A 20,304-nucleotide genomic window follows, 5' to 3' on the forward strand; every position below is an offset into this window, starting at 1 on the left:
GCAGGATCTGGAATAGCATTAAATGACCACTTTTTCAAGTTAGTGGCTTGGTATGATAATGAGTATGCCTACTCCGCCAAATTAATTGAACTAGCTGCGCATGTTGCATCGCTTTCTTAAATTGAATTGTATAGGATACAAAGCGCAAGAATAACGAGTTTTATCCTTCTAGTATTTCGCCTCTTTGTTTGTTGTAGTATTATTTCACTATTTTTATAAAAAAAATACTACAACATACGATGCGAATTTTATTTCTTGCTTATCTACTTTTGTTTTGCTACACAATTCCAAGTACATCACAAGAACTACCTCCTGTAACGTATTATCCTCCTGAAATTTATAAAGCAGGAACTCAAAATTGGGGGATTAGTCAAGATGCCGAAAAGTTAATTTATATTGCTAATAACGAGGGTTTGCTAACGTATAATGGTGCTAAATGGGCTTTGCTTCCATCTCCAAATAATACTATTGTTAGATCAGTCCTTGCACATGAAGATAAGGTCTATATTGGGAGTTATATGGATTTCGGATACTATACAAATGAGGATGATAAAGCACAACAATACGTTTCTATACCTACAACATTAGGAATACCACTATTAGAAGACGAACAATTCTGGACTGTAGTACATTATAGTGATTGGATGTTGTTTCAATCTTTAAGTAATATTTATATTGTTAATACTTTGACAAATGAGTTTTCTGTAATTTCATCAGAAAATACTATACATAAATTATTTAAAGTTGCAGATAGTATTTACTTCTATGTATTGAATGAAGGATTGTACACCATCACAAATGGAAAGAAAAAGTTAGTGTTTGAAGCATCTAATTTCAACAATGATATCATTGTAAATGTTCTTTCAATTGATAAAAAGACAATCGCAGTTACTCAAAAGAATGGATTATTTGAAATAGATAATGAAAACGTAATTCCTTGGAAACCTAATTTAAATGTTGAGTTTTCTAATTTCAGTATATATACTGCGATAATACTGTCTGATACTTCTTTTGTAATTGGGACTGTTGGTAATGGAATTTTAAGATATTCTAAAGAAGGAACCCTTCTTCAGACAATAAATAAATTTAATGGTTTAGGAGGTAATACAGCTTTAACTTTGTTTGAAGATCAAGACATGAATGTTTGGGTTGGTCTAGATAATGGTATTGATTGTGTAAATATTGCCTCTTCAATTACAAACTATATTGATCGTAGAGGGTATTTAGGGACCACCTATGCGTCTATTGTCTTTAATGATACATTATACCTAGGAACCAATCAAGGATTGTTTTACAAACCGATGAATAAGGTTGATGATTTTAAGTTAATTAAGGGAACTAATGGTCAAGTTTGGTACTTAAAACAAGTGGGAAATACATTGCTTTGTGGTCATAATGTAGGAACATTTCAAATTAATAAAGAAAAGGCAACATTAATTTCATCGGTACGAGGTGCGTGGGTTCTAAGGGATATTCCAAATAATCCTTCTCTTTTATTGCAGGGTACTTATAATGGTTTGTATACGTTGAAAAAAGAAGGAGCTAATTGGAGTTTAAATGGTAAGGTGAATGGTTTTGATATATCTTCGAGATATATAGAGTTTGCAGATACTCATAAGGTTTTGGTAAGTCACGAATACAAAGGAGTTTATAAATTAGACCTTAATTTAGATTTTACAGAAGTAGTTACAAAGAAAAAAGATACCTCTGTTTTAAAAGGATCAAACTCGAGTATTATATCTTTTGATGATGTTATTTTTTATGCAAATGAAAAAGGTTTGTATAGTTATGATGTTCTCAAGGATACCTTTACTCTAAATAGTGAGTTAAGTGCTATTTTTTCGAATAATAAGTATGTTTCTGGTAAACTGATTAATGATGCCAACGAAAAATTATGGATGTTTACAAAAAACGGGATTGTATATGTAAATAAAATCCCTCTTAATGGTTCGTATAAGGTTACAGAAATACCAATTACTTTTGATTTGAGAAATGAAAAAAAGGGCTATGAAAATATATCTAAACTTTCTTCCAATACTTATTTGATGGGAGCCTCAAACGGATATTTATTATTTGATATTAATGCAGTATATCAAAATGAATATATGGTTTTTTTGGATGAGGTAAGTGTTGGTGTTTCTAAAGAAAAAGTTGCACCCATCAATCAAATAAAGCAATCCGAATTTGAGTCTACACAAAATTCTTTTTTCTTCGAATTTAGTGTTCCAGAATATGATAAATATATCACTACTCAATATCAATATAAATTAGATGGAAGTGAAAACAACAGTCAATGGAATGATTGGACTTCGAATGCTTCTATTTCTTATGAAAACCTAGATTACGGTTCTTATGTTTTTAACGTTAGAGCTAAAGTAAATAATCAAGTTCAAGAAAAAATTGCCTCTTATGCTTTTGAAATTAAGCGTCCTTGGTATATAACGAATTATGCTTTGTTTGCTTATGGGATTTTATTTGTTTTATTTTTTATAGCAATTAATGCAGGATACAAACAAAATTTTAAGAAGCATAAAAAGAGGTTGTTAGAAAAAAGCAACAAAGAAATTGCCTTGAAAGAATTAGAAAATCAAAAAGAAATTATACAGCTCAAAAATGAGAAGTTGGAACAAGATATTAAAGCAAGAAATAGAGAGTTAGCTATTTCGACAATGTCTATGATTAAGAAGAATAATGTGCTAAATGAGTTTAAAGATGATCTTTTATCTCTTGGAACAGAAAAAAATTTGAAACCATTATTAAACAAAATTGACAATTCAATAAATGATAAAGAAGACTGGAAATTTTTCGAAGAAGCATTTAATCATGCCGACAAAGACTTTCTAAAAAAGATAAAATCTAAACATTCTTTATTGACTCCAAATGATCTTAGATTATGCGCATATCTGAGATTGAATTTATCTTCAAAGGAGATTGCTCCTTTGTTAAATATTTCTCCAAGAAGTGTAGAGGTAAAGCGTTATAGGCTTCGTAAAAAAATGGAACTATCTCACGAGATAAGCTTAACAAACTATATATTGGAAATTTAAAGCATTGGTTTTTCGCGCCATACAACCATACAACAACACAACATTACCACAACATTCCATTATTAAATGCTGTAATTTGTATTAGTGGCAAACATTAGTTCTTCATGTTTCCTATTACTTTATAAGGTATTACTGCAAAAAAAGGCTCTTTTTTTTACGATGTATATATTTTGTAGCACTATTTTTTATCAAATTCGGAATATTTACCTGTAAATTGACAGTGTCAAAACATGGATACGTGTGCTATTTTAAGTTTATGCTACATGTAAATCATCTTACACTAAAAACACATCAAATGAAAAATAACCTCTTACTATTAATTTTTTCTTTAAGCGTTTCTATTTTATTTTCTCAAACGAACCCAGTTTCTTTAGTAGAAAATGATCAAGGAACGAAATTAGTTGTCAATGGAAAAGACTTTATTATAAATGGGGTAAACTGGGATTATGTTCCTATTGGTACTACCATAACTGATCCTGGAATTTGGAATAGATCTGATGATGTTATTAAATCTGCACTTGATGCTGAAATGTCTTTGTTAAAGAACATGGGAGTTAACGCTATTAGAACTTATAATCTTAAGCCTAAATGGGTACGATACATATATGAGAATTATGGTATTTACACAATGCTTAATATCACGTTTGGGGCATATGGTCTTAATATCAATGGCGCTTGGACACCTCAGACAGATTATGCAGACGCAGCTACACGTGAGGTTTTGATGAAAGAAGCCGTTGATATGGCAAATTCTTATAAAAACACACCTGGTCTTTTAGTGTATATGATTGGAAACGAAAATAACTACCATTTATCTTGGACAGGTGCCGAAACAGAAGCTATTCCAATAGCAGCTGACGATTATTCTGTTGCAGCAAGACACTTATATAAAGCTATGAACGATGCAACCATAGCAATCAAAGAAATCGATACTACGCATCCAGTTGCTATTTGTAATGGTGATCTAGGTTTTATAGACATTATTGCTGAAGAATGTAAGGACATTGATATTTATGGTACAAACATGTACCGTGGTATTTCGTTTGGAAACGCTTTCCAAGAAATAAAGGAGAAGTTAAATAAACCAGTATTATTTGCTGAGTTTGGAGCTGATGCATTTAATGCAAGAGACAACAAGGAAGATCAATATACACAGGCTTATTACGATTTAGGAAACTGGAAAGAAATTTACCAAAATGCAGCTGGACAAGGAAAAGTAGGTAACTCACTGGGTGGTTTTACTTTTCAATTCTCTGATGGTTGGTGGAAATATGGACAAACTAAAAATTTAGATGTTCATGACAATGTAGCTGTTTGGCCAAGTAATGGATATAATAGAGATCAGGAAAAGCCAGGAGACTTGAACATGAATGAAGAGTGGTTTGGAATATGTGCCAAAGGACCCACAGATGCAAGAGGTTTGTATACATTGTATCCACGTGCAGCATATTATGCTTTACAGGAAGTGCATAGATTAGATCCTTACGGAGAAGGCGTAACGCCAGAGTTTTTAAATAATCACTTTGACGGTATTGAGTTAATGGACGCGGTATTAAAAGCTCGAGGAGATAAAGCCGCTTTATCTGGTGAGAGTAGCGGTAAAATTCGATTAAGCAATCTTAGAGCAGAGTTTAAAACGTTTAATACTGGAGGTAGTTTAATCACAACTCCAGATACAGCAGATCCCAATGAGCAAGTTTTTCCAAACGAATTAGGTTTTGATCATATGGAATCTTTTTTTATAGGAGTAGAAGCAAATCCAGCTCCAAATCTGCGTGCAGAAGTAAATGTAAATGTTCTAGGAAATGTTGCTGAGAATCCAATTGATGAAATCTTTTACGAAAATAGAGGTAGACGTTTAGATGTTAATTCTGAAGATGGAACAGTTACTATTGAAGACGCAAATAGGGTGCAGGTATATAATGCAGGTTTTGAATGGAATACTAAAAACTTTGATGTAAGAGGGTTTTACAGGAAAGGGCATTACCATTGGCAATATGAAGGGGATTTCTTTGGCTTCTATCCAGAAGCAAATTATGGGCCTAATTTAGATATCTATAATGGTGAAATTTTAGGACTCGAAGTTGATGGAAAAGGAGCTTTAAATGGTTTAAAAGCTGCTTATGGCCCACAGCTATGGTGGGGTGCGAATCCTACAGCCCTATTAAAGTATAGCCGTAAAATTGCCAATTGGGATGTTACGGGTATTTATCACAGAGATATGCAAACTGAGGTGTCATTTGATGAAAATGGTCGTCGAGTTTTAGACGCAAATCAAGTAAGTAGTGGTGTAATTCCACCTTGGGCAACAGAGAGAGCTTCACTGGTTTTAGAGCGAGATATAGGTAAGTTTGGAATTATATTAGGAGGTATGTGGGGCGGAAATCCATTAAATGGAAGTACTTTTCAAGATGTTACTGGAACCTCTGGGAATTATGTTGTTTATAATGATATAATCAACTCAGATGATAATTGGGGAGGGAAAGCTAAAATCACTTACTCAGGAGGAAAATTTAATGCTTACATTCAAGGAGCTGCTATGGGGCTCGTTGCGAATGGCGGAGCTGATGCAACACAAACGTTCACCGGTTGGAAATTAAAAGATAGTGGTAGTGGTAATCAAACTAATGTCTTGGCCGGAGCTACCTATAGTTTTGGAAATTGGCAAATAGCACCTAATTTCTTGTGGCAAAAGCCAATCGTAGCAGCAATGCCATCAGATATTGAGGCTCCTGGAAGATTGAGAAACTTTATTGATGATCCGTTTGCAGTAAGAGGAAATAGAGAAACAACAGCTGGGGAAATGTTAGTTACATTCGATCCAACTCCAGGTACTTGGATGTATGCATGGGATAATGATAGAGCTGAAGACGCTAAACTAGCATTTAATTTAGGTTTTGTATACCGACACCATCCAACAGCACAAGATGCTCATATTGGTTTTCTTGCCAATCGTCAATTCTTTGCATTTCCAAATGCAGCCCCTGCACAAGATTTATGGGAGGCTAATTCAAGGATTGTTACTAAAATTAGTCCAGACCTAGCAGCTATTGCAAACTTATATGTGGGTAATGCGCAAGCTAACGGTGATAGTGATAGGACAATAGAACGCTATGGATACGATTTAAGAGTTATTTATAAAAACATCAAGGTTATGCATACGTTTAAGCTAAACGACTGGGGACCTTTTGATTATCACAGAGATTTTAACTTAACATACCCTGTACAACTAATGCTTGATCTTTCTACTACCTTAGGGAAGCCAGATTGGTTTATTTTACCAAGTACAGAAGTAGGAATTCGTGGAACATGGCGTACCCTCAACGAATTTTCACCACGATACTCACCAAATGCTGTTGCTCCAAATACATTCCCACCAGAGCCAACAATTAGTAACGTTGGGTTTGATGATGGAAGCGAATGGGAGATTAGAACATACGTACATATTAATATAGGCAAATAAATAAAATAGATTATGAAGGCTATTAGACATATAAAATTAAAAGTAGTTGCAATAGGTTTTGCTTTTGTAGCTTTATTAAGTTGTGAAAGGGAACTTTCTAGTGATGCTACTTTTGCTACCTTTTCTACCACTGGAGAAATTTTCACAGATACACCAGTTGGTCTTGGAAGTGATTTCTACTTTCCATTTCTGGGTTCTAAACTCACTGCTTTTTCTGTAGATGATCAAGTAAGTTTTGAAGGGAGCGCTTCTATGAGAATTGATGTACCTAATGCGGATGATCCTGACGGAAATTACGCAGGTGCAATTTTTAGAATTGATGGGGCTGGACGTAATTTAACCGAATATGATGCATTAACATTCTGGGCAAAAGCAAGTCAAGGAGTAGTTATAGATGAGATGGGTTTTGGTCAAGACTTTGAAGAAAATAAATATCAGGCATCTGTAACAAACATAAGCCTAAGTACTAACTGGGTGAAATATACTATTCCAATCCCAGATCCATCAAAATTAATTGAAGAAAGGGGAGTGTTATGGTACTCAACAGGAACCCAAAACACAGGAGGTCTAGGATATACGTTTTGGTTAGATGAAGTGAAATTTGAAAAATTAGGTACTTTAGGACAACCAAGACCAGCTATATTTAATGGCGAAAGTTCAGATGTAGATGCTTTTATAGGTGTTCCTATAGATGTGGCAGGATTAACACAAACATTTAATTTGGCATCAGGACAAAACCTAACTGTAAATGCAGCACCATCTTATTTCTCTTTTAATTCTACCGATATTGAGGTAGCCAGAGTTAGCGAGTTAGGAGTGATATCAGTAATACGTCAAGGTCTTGCATCTATAACAGCCACTTTAGGAAATGTTGCTGCTTCCGGGGGACTAAACATGAACGTTGTAGGGGAGTTTGATTTTGCACCATTGCCGCCACCTAGAGATCCTAACGATGTTGTTGCTGTATTTAGTGATGCCTATGATACTGCAGCAATAGAGTATTATAATGGATTCTTTACTCCCGACGGACAAACTACCCAAGGAGGTAATATCACAATTAATGGAGATAATATAATTCGATATACAGATCTTAATTTTGTTGCTTTAAAAACCCTAAACAGGGTAAATGCCTCAGGTATGGCAAACCTGCATTTCGATATTAAAGTAGAAGATGCAATGATTGACTCTGGTGATTTTATAAGATTTTTATTACTAGCACAGAACCCAGATGGATCAGAAGATGAAGCTAGTATTACGATCCCTGCAGAAGATTTAGTCGCTGGTCAATGGGTAAGTATAGACAGACCACTTTCAGATTTTACTGGAGTGACTACATCTAATTTATCACTGTTCTTCTTCATTTCAGACTTTACAATAGATACAATTTTAGTTGATAATATTTATTTCTACAATGAATAGGAAATTTTAAAAAATAAAGACATGGAAAAATTAAATAATACTACTAACATAAAGGCAATACTTGTAAATAGCTGTTTACTAATAATGCTGGTATTAGTTAGTGCTTGCCAAACAGACGAAGATCAGACTGTCACAACATTAAATAGCATCATAATGCAGGATGAGTTTGATGTAGATGGCGCACCAGATAGCTCTATATGGACCTATGATATTGGAACAGGAGAAAATGGCTGGGGAAATAATGAACTACAATACTACACAGACAGGACAGAAAATGTAAAAGTTGAAAATGGCTATCTACTAATTACTGCAAATGAAGAATCACTTAATGGCGCTTCATATACTTCTGCAAGATTAAAAACCGAAGGTTTGTTTGAGCAAAAGTACGGCCGTTTTGAGGCTCGTATGAGATTGCCTTATGGGCAAGGTATTTGGCCAGCGTTTTGGCTGTTAGGAAATAACTGTGAGGAAGTTATTTGGCCTAATTGTGGAGAGATAGACATTATGGAATACAGAGGTCAAGAACCAACTAAAGTTCTTGGAAGCGTTCACGGTCCTGGATATTCTGCTGGTGAGTCAATTACAAAAAGTTATACTTTAGAAAATGATCGATTTGATGCTGGATTTCACATTTTTGGAATTGAGTGGTCTCCAGAATCTATAAACTTTTATGTTGATGATGTTCTTTACAACCAAATTACACCAGATGATGTTCCAGGTGAATGGGTTTTTGATCGTCCCTTTTTCATTATCATGAATCTTGCTGTTGGAGGATCATTTGTTGGATTACCAAACGAAGAAACTACATTTCCTCAAACTATGCTAATAGATTATGTACGTGTATACAGATAAAAAACCTTTGAAATAAATAATTAAAAAGCAGCAATCAAAAGTTGTCTTAAAAATTGCTAACAAAATAAATTACTACTCATGAAACATTTTACAAAAAATACTAAGTTTTTTTTAGCATTCGTTTTATTAATATCCTTTATTGGATGTAATGAAGATGATGATAGTGAACTACCTGAAGTGGTTGCTGGATTTACGCATACCATTAATCAAAGCACGGGTACAGTAACCTTTTTAAATACATCTTCAGATGCAAATAGTTACTCATGGGACTTTGGAGATGATACTACTTCTACCGAAATAAATCCAATTAAGACCTATGAAACAGGCACGTATACAATCGTACTTACTTCAAAAAATGAGGCAGGTTCAACGTCTACTTTTGAGGATACTATTATAATCGATATCCCGCTACCTGTAACCTTACCTATTACCTTCGATGAAGAAAATGTCATCTATGATGCAACTGCTTTTAATGGTGCTAGTTTTGAAATTTTAGATAACCCAGACCCTTCTGGATCTAATGCTAGTGTTTCTAAAGTAGCTGGAATCACAAATTCTGGGAATCAATTTGAAGGTATTTTCTTTAATTTAGGAGAACCAGTGGTTCTTGAAACAGATAAAACAATACAAGCTAATTTTTGGTCAAATGCATCTGTAGATGTTTTAGCGAAACTAGAAAATGCAGATGGTACTTTTTCTGAAGTTACTACAACACACAACGGTACTGGTTGGGAAGAAATAATATTTACGTTCAGTTCTTCAGATTCTTTTTCGGTGCTCACTTTATTTGTTGATGCACCTGGAACAACAGCTGGAACTTTTTATATAGATGATATTAGACAAACTGCAACTGTAGATAATACACCTCCAGTGATTACTTTAATCGGAGATGCTGTTGTTACTGTTATAGTTGGAGACACTTTTGAAGATCCAGGCGCAACAGCTGTAGACAATATTGATGGTGATATTTCTGCTAGTATCGTTGTAGGTGGAGATACGGTTGACACAAATGTAATAGCAACTTATACCATTACTTACGATGTGAGTGATGTGTCTGGAAATCCAGCAGAACAAGTTACGAGAGTTGTTAATGTTATTGATGTGCCTACAGGACCTATTACTTCTGCTCCAATACCACCAACAAGAGATCCTGAAGATGTTATTGGAATTTACGGAGAGTCCTACACAAATATACTTATTAACGATTACGATCCAGATTGGGGACAGTCAGGTCATATGATGGTTAATACTGGCTATGACCCTGGAGATGGTAACTTAGCATTAGGGTATTTAAACTTTGATTTCCAAGGGACCGATTTTGGAGCTTCTTACGATCTTTCTTCTATGGAGTTTTTACATGTAGATATCTGGGTAGCTGCCGACACTCAAAGACAAGTAAGAGTAAGTCCTATCAATATGGGGACAGGAGAAAATGAAGTACAGGTAAATGTTCCTCTTGCTCCAGGTACTTGGAGTAGTGTTGATTTGCCAATAGAAGACTTTACAGGAATGACTTGGGATGCTGTCTCTCAAATGATTTTTAATGGTCAGTTTAATGCAGATGGTTCTGCAAATACAACTCCATTTGATGTGTATCTAGATAATATCTATTTCTATAAAGGAGGTGGCGGTACCGGTGGCGGTGATCCACTTCAATTACCATTTACTTTTGAAGAAGGAGCAACACCACCTTTTATAGCTTTTGACAATGGAGCAACAGTAGCAAACATTGCAAACCCTCAATCTTCAGGGGCAAATACTTCTTCTAGAGTATTAGAATTTAATAAAGTGCAAGGGTCAGAGTGGTATTCTGGTTTTGTGTATGATGACACTGTGTCAGCGACACCATTAGTAGATTTAGCAAACGGACTAACATTTACGTTGAAAATATGGTCACCTACCGCTGGTGCAAATGTTCGTTTTCAAATAGAAGATAACGATAGTGGTGGGGCAGGAAACCCAACATCTAATAGGGATGTTACAATTCCTTCTGCAAATGAGTGGGTGACGTTAACTTTCGATTTCACAATACCAGATGGTACTGGAGATCCTGGATCGATTCCTAACCCGACGCATACTTTTAAAAGAATTGCAGTATTCCCAGATTTTGATCCAGATAATCAAGTGCCTGTAAATCCTGGTGCTGTATATTATATAGATGATATAATTCAGCAATAAGTAAACTAAATAATAGAAATGCGGTCTTAATGAAATTTTAAGACCGCATTTAAATACGCTATCATTAGTCAATTTTTTAATTAGACCAAAGAAAGTATGTAAATGAAATAAACAATTCTTCAAGAGTTTATTTCAAAAAGAATAAAAATTAGCTAAAAAAAGACAATGCACAACCAAGCAGTTATAGAAGATAACACAACAAATAGCGAAGTGAATACAAATAATTCAATAGCGCATGTGATGATTCAAAATGAGCGATTTTTTAAAATTGCCAATAGCGATACCATGCGTCCCTTTTTTATGAGTATTGTAAGCGATTCTAACCATTGGATGTTTATTTCAAGTAATGGCGCACTAACTGCTGGAAGAAGAACCGCAGAATCTTCATTGTTTCCATATTATACAGACGATAAAATAACCGAGTCCGCAGAGATTACTGGAAGTAAGTCTATTTTTCAAGTTCATAAAAATGGAGTTGTTCATATTTGGGAACCTTTTTCAGATCGCTACGAAGGGATTCATAACACTACAAGAAATTTATACAAAAACGAGTATGGAAATAAGGTGATGTTCGAAGAGATAAACCATGATCTTGAGCTTACATTTAGATACCAATGGAATTCAACCAACACTTATGGTTTTATAAAAAAATCAGAACTAATCAATACTTCAAACCATCAGGTACGTGTACATGTGTTAGATGGAATTCAAAATATATTGCCGTATGGAGTTGGGAGTGATTTACAAAGCGCCAGTAGTAATCTTGTTGACGCCTATAAGCGCAGTGAGTTAGATAAAACCTCAGGATTAGGAATCTTTGCTTTAAGTGCAATTATTGTCGATAAGGCAGAGCCTAGTGAAGCTTTAAAAGCTTCCATAGCCTGGTCTTTGGGATTAGATAATGCAACATATTTACTTTCCTCTCTTCAGCTTAATGCATTTAGAAAAAAGAAACCCATTCAAGAAGAGACTGATATCAAAGGAGAAAAAGGGGGGTATTTTATTTCTTCGGAAATTTTAGTTTCTCCAAATGAAGTTAAAGAATGGATGATTGTTGCTGATGTAAATGAAAATCATGCTTCTATAGCAAAACGCATACACAGCATTAAAAATGAAAAAAACCTATACCAACGTATTAATGAAAAAATTGATATAGGAACACAACGCTTATTAGCCTTAAATGCTGCTTCAGATGCATTACAACTTTCTTCCGATAAACTAAGAGATACGCGTCATTATTCTAATACCTTATTTAATATAATGCGTGGAGGAATCTTTGATGATAATTATAATATCGAAACCTGGGATTTTCAAAAATATCTCGCAAAAGCCAATAAGAAGGTAGCAAGAACTACAGAACAAATTGTAAATGGCTTACCAGAAATAATTACACTTTCTACAATAAAAGAATTAGCTAATACTACAGATGATAAGAATTTTAGGCGTTTGTGTTTAGAATATATGCCTTTAAAATTTAGTAGACGCCATGGTGATCCTAGTAGGCCATGGAACAAATTTTCTATCAATACGAAAAGTGAAGTTGATGGATCAAAAATTTTAGACTACGAAGGAAACTGGCGTGATATATTTCAAAACTGGGAAGCTTTGGCAGTTTCCTATCCAGAGTTTATTGAAAGTATGATTCATAAGTTTCTAAACGCAACAACATTCGATGGTTATAACCCTTATCGTGTCACGAAAGATGGTTTTGATTGGGAGACGATAGAGCCAGACGATCCTTGGTCTTATATAGGCTATTGGGGAGATCATCAAATTATTTATCTGCTAAAATTTTTAGAATTAATAGAAGGTCACAAACCTGGAAGATTAGAACATTTCTTTACCAAAGATTTGTTTGTATATGCAAATGTTCCCTATAAAATTAAAGCCTATCAAGAGCTTTTACAAGATCCTAAAGACACAATTGAGTTTGATGAATCTTCAGATACTAAAATACGTGAACAAAGATTAGAATTAGGAGCAGATGGTGCCTTATTGCGTGACGAAAATAGGTTTATAGTTAAAGTAAATTTTATTGAAAAGATATTAGCCACTACACTAGCAAAACTTTCTAATTTTATACCTGAGGCTGGTATTTGGATGAGTACACAACGTCCAGAATGGAATGACGCCAATAATGCATTAGTAGGGAATGGTGTCTCTATGGTAACGCTATACTATTTAAGACGCTTCCTTACATTTTTCGACCATATTTTTGCACACACAACTACAGAAACTGTTGATATTTCATCAGAATTAGCTACTTTTTTCAATTCAGTTTTTGAGACCTTTAAAACACATCAAAACTTGTTATCGACCGCTATAAATGATAGTGATAGGAAACAAGTTTTAGATGGGTTGGGTCAAGCAGGAAGTACCTATAGATTACATGTATATGAAAAATCATTTTCTGGCAGAAAAACAACTATAAGGTTGCATGATGTAAACGAATTATTTTCAATAAGTAATCAGTTTTTGGAACATTCAATACGAGCAAACAAACGTTCAGATACCCTGTATCACGCCTACAACTTGATGACTATTAATGACTCAAAAAGTATTTCTATATCTCACCTAGATGAAATGTTAGAAGGTCAAGTGGCTGTATTGAGTTCTGGGTATTTATCTTCAAAAGAAGTGCTAGCAGTACTCGATGGAATGAAAAAAAGTAAGCTTTTTAGGCCAGATCAATACAGTTATTTGTTGTACCCAAATAAAGAGCTAAAAGGGTTCTTAAAACGTAATATCATTCCTAATGAGGAAGTAGTATCATCTCCATTATTACAGCAATTAGTTGCAGATGAAAACATCCAAATAGTTGAAAAAGATATTAATGATGTATATCATTTTAATGGGTATTTGAAGAATGCGAATGATGTAAAAGAGGCCTTAGCTTCATTATCAGGATCTAAATACGATGCACTTTTACAATCAGATACTTCTAATGTTCTTCGAATTTATGAAAAGGTCTTTAATCACAAGGCGTTTACGGGACGTTCGGGTACATTTTATGGTTACGAAGGACTAGGTTCAATTTATTGGCATATGGTTTCTAAGTTACTTTTAGCAACACAAGAATGTTGCCTTAGAGCTATAAGAGATGAAGAATCTCAGGAGGTTATAGGTAGATTATTAGAACACTACTATGAAATTAATGAGGGAATAGGTGTGCATAAGTCACCATCCTTGTATGGAGCTTTTCCTACAGATCCCTATTCTCATACACCTGCAGGAAAGGGAGCGCAACAACCTGGAATGACAGGTCAAGTAAAAGAAGATATTCTAAGCAGGTTTGGTGAATTGGGTGTTTTTGTTAGTCATGGAAAGATATATTTTAATCCTTGCTTGTTAAGAGAAATTGAGTTTCTTAAGGAAGAAAAGACGTTTAACTATGTAACGATTTCAAAAGAAAATAAGCAAATGCTTGTTCCAAAAGATGCACTATGCTTCACCTACTGCCAAGTACCAGTGATATATAAAATTTCCGAAGAAGAAAACGTACAAGTCTTCTACAAAGATGGCAGTACCAAACAATTTCATGGCCTGAGTATAGATAATGATGTAAGTCAGTTAGTGTTTGATCGTTCGGGAGCAATTAGTAAGATTGAAGCTCATATCAAAAGAGACCTATTAAAATAAATAAGCATGTTATGAGGACACTAAAACACATATCAATAGCACTATCGATAGTTTTTCTTGTCTTGTCATGTAAAAAAAATAAAGAAGAAGAACACACTCCAAATATACCTATGCAAAATAAAGTCACAGCAAAAGAGATTTTAGGCAACCCAGATTATATAGCCATTTCTTATGGGGGTTATCGTAAATCAACTCGAGAAATTCAGCCTACAATTGCTGAGCTCAAAGAGGATATGAAGCTTCTTTTTGCGATGGGAATAAGAGTCTTGAGAACCTACAATGTTAGACTAGCGCATGCATCAAATGTATTGCAAGCAATTGACGAATTAAAGAAGGAAGATTCAACATTTGAGATGTATGTCATGTTAGGAGCTTGGATAGATTGTAAGAATGCTTGGACAGATCAACCTGTGAATCACTTTGAGGAAAGTGCCTATAACGCAGAAGAAATAGAACGAGCGGTTGCTTTGGCAAATCAATATCCAGATATCGTAAAAATAATAGCTGTAGGGAATGAGGCGATGGTAAAATGGGCCACTTCTTATTTTGTGCAACCAAACGTTATTCTAAAATGGGTAAACCATTTGCAAAATTTAAAAAAAGAGGGCTTGTTGTCCAAAGATCTATGGGTAACTAGTTCTGATAATTTTGCCTCTTGGGGTGGCGGTGAAAACCAATACCATGTTAAAGATCTTGAAAAGTTAATAGCAGCTGTTGATTATTTGTCTGTACATACATATCCTATGCATGACACCCATTACAATCCAGTTTTTTGGGGAGTTTTTGGAGAAGAATCCAAATTGTCTGGTGTAGAAAAAGTAGATGTAGCTATGAAGCGAGCAACTGCGTATGCTATTTCTCAAGTAGATAGTGTTGCTGGATATATGAAAAGTATAGGACTTAACAAACCTATACATATTGGTGAAACTGGTTGGGCAAGTGCTTCAAATGGGTTTTACGGACCAAAGGGATCTAAAGCAACTGATGAATATAAAGAGGCAATTTTTTATAAAAACATACGTGAATGGACTGCTAAAGAAAAGATGGCGTGTTTTTATTTTGAAGCTTTTGATGAACCATGGAAAGATGCTCAAAATCCGGGAGGTTCAGAAAACCATTTTGGTTTATTTACAGTAGATGGTAAAGCAAAATATGCACTATGGGATTTAGTAGATGCCGGTATTTTTAGCAAACTTAAAAGAGGGGGGAACCCTATTGTTAAAACTTATGATGGGATTAAAGAAAATCTTTTGCTTGAAGTTCAATTACCTCCTGTAAAAAAAGAAATCACTGCAAATCATTAATATGAAATTTTCATCACGATACATAGTATTAATTTTAATGGGAATGTTAACATCTTGTGCAACTAAAGAGCCATTGCAGGTTGAGGTTTTTGAAACTTCAGCAAGTGGAAAAAAATTAACCGCTATTACTAAGTTTTCTGAAATAGCTTCAAAAGATACTATAACATTATTACCCGAAAAAAAGCTGCAAACAATAACTGGGTTTGGAGGCGCATTTACAGAGTCATCTGCCTACCTCTTGAATAAGCTAAGCAAAAAGAATAGAGACATTATCTTGAATGCATATTTCTCAAAAGAAGGGGCTAATTATTCTCTCACAAGAACCCATATGAATTCTTGTGATTTTTCATTATCACAGTATTCCTATTCTCCAGTTGAAGGTGATATGCAGTTAGAGCATTTTACCATTAAAGATGATAAAGACGATTTAATACCCATGATTAAAGATGCTATGGAAGTATCTGAGGATGGTTTTAAAATTTTTGCTTCACCTTGGACTGCAGCGCCATGGATGAAAGATAATAACGAATGGGTTGGAGGTAAATTATTGCCGAAATATTATGATACGTGGGCATTGTTCTTTTCAAAGTATGTAGATGCTTACGAGGCCGAAGGTATTCCGATTTGGGGATTTACGGTAGAAAATGAGCCTCATGGAAATGGTAATAACTGGGAAAGTATGCATTATACACCTGATGAGATGACCAATTTTGTACAGCATCATTTGGGGCCAAAATTAGAGGCAGATGGGCATGGTGATAAAATAATTTTGGGCTACGATCAAAACAGAGCAGGTTTAAAAGAATGGGTAGACTCAATGTATGCAAATGAAGAAACCTCAAAATATTTTGATGGAACTGCAGTACATTGGTATGAGAGTACCTATGAAGTCTTTCCCGAAGAATTACAATATGCGCACAACAAAGCACCCAATAAATTTCTAATAGAAACCGAAGGCTGTGTAGATTCTGAAGTTCCGGCATGGAAAGATGATGCATGGTATTGGAGTAAAGAAGCAACAGATTGGGGTTGGGATTGGGCTGCCGAGGATGAAAAATACCTACATCCAAAATATGCACCCGTAAATAGATATGCAAGAGATATTATTGGATGTCTCAATAACTGGGTAGATGGATGGGTAGATTGGAATATGGTTCTAGACCGTCAAGGAGGTCCAAACTGGTTTAAGAACTGGTGTGCGGCACCTATTATTGTTGATCCAGATGCAGATGAGGTTTACTTCACGCCTTTATACTACACCATGGCTCATTTTAGCAAATATATGAGACCAGGAGCGCAAGTAATTGCCTTGAAAAATACAAATAAAGCATTACAAGTTACGGCAGTGCAAAATCCAGATGGGACGATCGCTGTTGCTGTTTTTAATGAAGGAAAGGTAGCGCAAAACTTCAGTCTTTCTCTAGATAATACATCTGTTGATATTGCTATAGATGCACAAGCATTGCAAACAATTATAATACCAACCACTAAAAAAGAATCATTATGAGTACTACTAAAGTTCCAATTGGTCAAAAAGCCGCCTTCGGTGCAGGGCACTTAGTAAATAATTTAATTCCTGGTATACTAGGAGTTTTTGTGGTGATCCTAAAATCTGCTGACGGATTTGGTATGGATACTGTTTTGGCTGGTCTTATAGTAGGTATTCCAAGATTATTTGATGCTTTAACAGACCCAGTTATGGGATATATATCAGATAATACTAGTTCTAAATATGGAAGACGGAGGCCTTATATTTTCATTGGTGCCCTCCTGTCAGGCGCCATATTTATGATATTGTGGCAAGTTCATGATACCAACCCCGAAATGTATAATTTTTGGTATTTATTAATCTTTTCAATTTTATTAATATTTGGTAATACTATTTTTTCCACACCTTTAATCGCTTTAGGCTATGAAATGACGTCAGACTATAAGGAGCGTACAAGATTAATGAGTTTTGCAAATATCATAGGTCAGGTTGCTTGGATGTTAGTGCCCTTTTTATATGTATTAATACCAGACGGTGATCTTTTTGCGTCACAGCCAGAAGGTGTAAGAATTGTGGCCTTAGTTGCTGGTTTTGTTATTATTATTCTAGGAATTTTACCAGCTATTTTTTGCCGAGGTATTGATTCTAGTAAAATGGAAGGTAGAGAAGAAATTACTCCAAAAGCACTTCTAAGAAGTATGAGTAAAATCTTTACGGGTATTAAGTTGGTGCTAAAAAATAAACCTTTTGTAAAGTTATGTTTGGCTACGTTCTTAGTTTTTAATGGCTTTCAAATTGTTGCAGAGTTTGGTGTCTTTATTATCAATTTTTACATGTTTGATGGAGATTGGGGAGCATCAAAATGGTGGATAGCTCTTTTTCCAGCTGTTACTGCTGCCTATACTGCATTTATTGCAATTCCTATCATAAATTCGATGGCAATTAAATTAGGAAAACGTAAAGCATTTATCTATGCTACATTGATTTCAATAGTTGGATATATTTTAAAATGGTGGGGCTTTGACCCCGAAAATTATTACATGATATTTCTACCAATACCATTTATGGCTTTTGGTATGGGATGTCTATTTACATTAATGATGTCCATGACTGCCGATGTATGTGATTTAGATGAATTAGAAAATGGAATGCCTCGTAAAGAAGGAACTTTTGGCGCTATTTACTGGTGGATGATTAAGGTCGGACAAGGAATCGCTTTAGTTTTTTCGGGGATTATATTAAAAGTACTTGGTTATGATCCTACGGCTACAACACAAACTGCTGAAGCACTTACGGGAATGCGTATCACAGATATAGTATTGCCAGTTCTTACTGCGGCACTAGCAATATGGATCATGCGGAAGTATACCCTAGATGAAGCTAGAGCTATAGAGATTAAAGAAGAACTAGTAAAGCGAAGAGGAGAATTATAAACATATTAATAGCATTGACTCAAAATGTCTTACAGAGAAGAATCATATTACAAAACAACTGGCTATAGTCAGATTAATACTAGAGGTTTAGAATTATCAACCTACTCTTTAGAAGAATTAAAAACTCTTTGGAGAATGACTCTTGAAGCTGGTATTCATGGTATTTGCTTTAGCATGTATGAAGATGGTCAAGAACCTGGAGATGAAATTAGTATGGAGCAGGTAGAACGTCGGGTGAAAATTTTAAAACCCTACACGGGAGCTATTCGTTCTTTTTCTTGTATTGAAGGAAATGAACATATACCAGTGATTGCTAAAAAACATGGATTAAAAACATTAGTGGGTGCTTGGTTAAGTGATGATAAAGACGATAATGAAAAAGAAATAGAAGGGCTTATAGCGTTAGCAAAAGGAGGGTATGTAGATGTTGCTGCAGTAGGTAACGAAGTCTTATATCGTAATGATTTATCATTAGAAGAATTATTAGGTTATATAAAACGAGTTAAAGAAGCTTTATCTGGCTTAGATATACCTGTAGGTTATGTAGATGCTTATTATGAGTTTTCTCGTCATCCTGAATTAGTTGAAAACTCTGATGTTATTCTTGCTAATTTATATCCCTATTGGGAAGGTTGTCCCATAGAATATTCCTTAGGACATATGCAAGCTATGTATGGGCAAGTTGTGGATGCTGCTCAGGGGAAGCCTATTATCATTACAGAGACGGGCTGGCCTAGTGAAGGTGGAAATCTTAAAGGAGCTCATGCTGGTGAAGAAGCTGCAATGAAATATTTTATTGATGCGATGCAATGGACTAAGGAAAATAATATTCCTATTTTCTATTTTTCATCATTCGATGAATCATGGAAAACTGGTGATGAAGGCGATGTTGGTGCCTATTGGGGACTATGGGATAAGAATGAACAATTAAAATTTTAGAAAAAATAGATCTCATAACTTTAAGTTTTTATAAATGATCACCTTTTATAATAATAGTATGATGATAATTAGTGTTTTATATTATTTGTATTAAAGGCTAAATACACTTAAATAATTACCCCAACATTACCCATACACAATATTATTGAGATATAATAAAAAGCTTAGGTTTTTACGCTAAAGCTATTGTATTTGGAGGGTTTTGTTGAACGAATAGCAAGCTTTATAACCAAACAAAGATTTTTTTAAGTTCTTGTATGTTTTTTGTAGTGGCTCTTTTTGAGTATGTCTCATTATTATAGTGCTATTTTTGAGAATAACGAAAACATACAATTCATTTTTTATTAATATGTAAATTTTTAAACAATATCGCTATGAAAAAAATTATGATACTTTTTCTTCTTTTGGCTGTATCTTATGGGTACTCTCAAGCTCCAACAGTAGATCCAATGTCACCTCCTGCAAGAGATGCTGGAGATGTGATTTCTATTTTTAGTGGAGAATATGCGGATATAGCTGGATCAGATTTAAATCCAAACTG

General features: G+C 34.6%; 10 protein-coding genes and 1 pseudogene. All 11 read left to right on the forward strand.

Annotation, left to right across the window (positions count from 1 at the left end; all coding sequences use genetic code 11):
* A pseudogene (locus tag ACY2RS_RS15065) lies at window positions 1-120 on the forward strand (type I glyceraldehyde-3-phosphate dehydrogenase); the annotation flags it as partial.
* Between the two features lie 119 nt (window positions 121-239).
* On the forward strand, window positions 240-3,047 hold the full coding sequence (locus ACY2RS_RS15070; RefSeq protein WP_490099495.1) for a helix-turn-helix and ligand-binding sensor domain-containing protein: 2,808 nt from the start codon (window positions 240-242) through the stop codon (window positions 3,045-3,047).
* A gap of 295 nt (window positions 3,048-3,342) precedes the next feature.
* Window positions 3,343-6,510, forward strand: a complete 3,168-nt coding sequence (locus tag ACY2RS_RS15075) for a glycoside hydrolase family 2 TIM barrel-domain containing protein (protein WP_490099496.1) — start codon at window positions 3,343-3,345, stop codon at window positions 6,508-6,510.
* Window positions 6,511-6,522: 12 nt separating this feature from the next.
* Entirely contained in the window at window positions 6,523-7,929 is a 1,407-nt protein-coding gene (locus ACY2RS_RS15080; RefSeq protein WP_490099497.1) for a hypothetical protein, read from the forward strand.
* A gap of 21 nt (window positions 7,930-7,950) precedes the next feature.
* A complete protein-coding gene (locus ACY2RS_RS15085) occupies window positions 7,951-8,781 on the forward strand; it encodes a glycoside hydrolase family 16 protein (protein WP_490099498.1) in 831 nt (276 codons plus the stop codon).
* Between the two features lie 78 nt (window positions 8,782-8,859).
* The gene (locus ACY2RS_RS15090) at window positions 8,860-10,959 is read left to right on the forward strand and encodes an immunoglobulin-like domain-containing protein (RefSeq protein WP_490099499.1); all 2,100 of its coding nucleotides are present in this window, start codon (window positions 8,860-8,862) and stop codon (window positions 10,957-10,959) included.
* 165 nt (window positions 10,960-11,124) lie between these two features.
* Window positions 11,125-14,598 (forward strand): hypothetical protein, encoded by a 3,474-nt coding sequence (locus ACY2RS_RS15095; RefSeq protein ID WP_490099500.1) that lies wholly within the window; start codon window positions 11,125-11,127, stop codon window positions 14,596-14,598.
* Window positions 14,599-14,609: 11 nt separating this feature from the next.
* Window positions 14,610-15,902 (forward strand): glycosyl hydrolase family 17 protein, encoded by a 1,293-nt coding sequence (locus tag ACY2RS_RS15100; protein ID WP_490099501.1) that lies wholly within the window; start codon window positions 14,610-14,612, stop codon window positions 15,900-15,902.
* A 1-nt stretch (window position 15,903) separates the two neighbouring features.
* A complete protein-coding gene (locus ACY2RS_RS15105; RefSeq protein ID WP_490099502.1) occupies window positions 15,904-17,409 on the forward strand; it encodes a glycoside hydrolase family 30 protein in 1,506 nt (501 codons plus the stop codon).
* Window positions 17,406-18,824: an MFS transporter gene (locus tag ACY2RS_RS15110; protein ID WP_490099503.1), complete on the forward strand. Its 1,419-nt coding sequence runs from the start codon at window positions 17,406-17,408 to the stop codon at window positions 18,822-18,824. The genes ACY2RS_RS15105 and ACY2RS_RS15110 overlap by 4 nt, the downstream gene beginning before the upstream one ends.
* A 24-nt stretch (window positions 18,825-18,848) precedes the next feature.
* A complete protein-coding gene (locus tag ACY2RS_RS15115; RefSeq protein ID WP_490099504.1) occupies window positions 18,849-19,763 on the forward strand; it encodes a glycoside hydrolase family 17 protein in 915 nt (304 codons plus the stop codon).
* Window positions 19,764-20,304: the final 541 nt, after the last annotated feature.

The sequence above is a fragment of the Patiriisocius sp. 208BN25-11 genome (assembly GCF_058147145.1).